1 protein-coding gene and 1 pseudogene are annotated in these 1033 nt (G+C 65.0%); both read left to right on the top strand.

The window, feature by feature from the left end; all coding sequences use genetic code 11:
• Positions 1–263, top strand: a pseudogene (locus HX803_RS31865) (LLM class flavin-dependent oxidoreductase); the annotation flags it as partial.
• A gap of 3 nt (positions 264–266) precedes the next feature.
• Positions 267–1033: alpha/beta fold hydrolase (locus HX803_RS31860; RefSeq protein ID WP_178926039.1), on the top strand; the 767-nt coding region annotated here is incomplete at its 3' end.

Here is a 1033-nt window from a genome sequence, read left to right as displayed (position 1 = left end):
CGGTGCCGTTTGAAGCGGTACGCGGCAAGGAGAACTACAACCCGGACAACATCCGCCGCAACCTGATGTTCGGCACCCCGGACGAAATCATCGCCAAGCTGCTCGACTATGAAGCGGCCGGCGTCGATCAATATTGCCTGGGCCTGACCTTCAACCTGCCGTTCGAATTGCAGAAGCAGACCCTGCGCCTGTTCATCGACGAGGTGATGCCAGTGTTCGCCGAGCGCGAGCGCGTCAAACGTCGCGAAACGGTGGCGGGGTAAGCCATGGGCGACGCACAACAACTCAGCGTGGCGAATGTCACGCTCAACTACCGCCTCGATGGGCACGGGCCTCGGCCGCTGGTGTGCATCCACGGCGTGGGTTCCAGCCTGGACGCCTGGGCCGAGGTGGTGCAGGGCTTGAAGGACGACTTCACGGTGCTGACCTTCGACCTGCGCGGCCATGGGCAGTCGTCGCGCACGCCAGGGCGCTATGAGATCGACCATCTGGTCGGTGAAACCCTGGCGCTGGCCGAACACGTGGGTTTCGGGCAGTTCGACCTGGCGGGGTTTTCGCTGGGGGGCCTGATCGCCCAGCGACTGGTGCTTACCCGTCCTGAGCGGGTACGTCGGCTGGTGCTGTTGTCGACCGTGGCCGGGCGCAATACCGAAGAACGTGAGCGGGTCAAAGCACGCCTGGTCGCGCTGCAAGCCGGTGAGCCTGTGGCGCATTACGAAGCCTCGTTGGCGCGCTGGTTGACCGAGGTGTTCCAGGCACAGAACCCGGATGCCGTGCTGCGCTTGCGGCAACTGAATGCCGCCAATGACCCAGGGTGTTACGCCGCGGCGTACCGGGTGCTGGCCGAATCGGATTTCGGCGCGCAACTGGGGCAGATCCACTGCCCGACACTCATTGCCACCGGCGCCGATGACCTCGGCTCCAACCCGCGCATGGCGGCGTTCATGCACGCGCAAATCCAAGGCTCGACCCTGCGGATTCTGCCGGGGCTGCGCCACTGCATCCTGATAGAGGCGCCGCAGCAAGTGGCGGC

Source organism: Pseudomonas sp. P7548 (assembly GCF_013386585.1).
Taxonomy (GTDB): domain Bacteria; phylum Pseudomonadota; class Gammaproteobacteria; order Pseudomonadales; family Pseudomonadaceae; genus Aquipseudomonas.
Note: the sequence above shows the minus strand (reverse complement) of the source record. Positions and strands in the feature narration are given on the sequence as shown.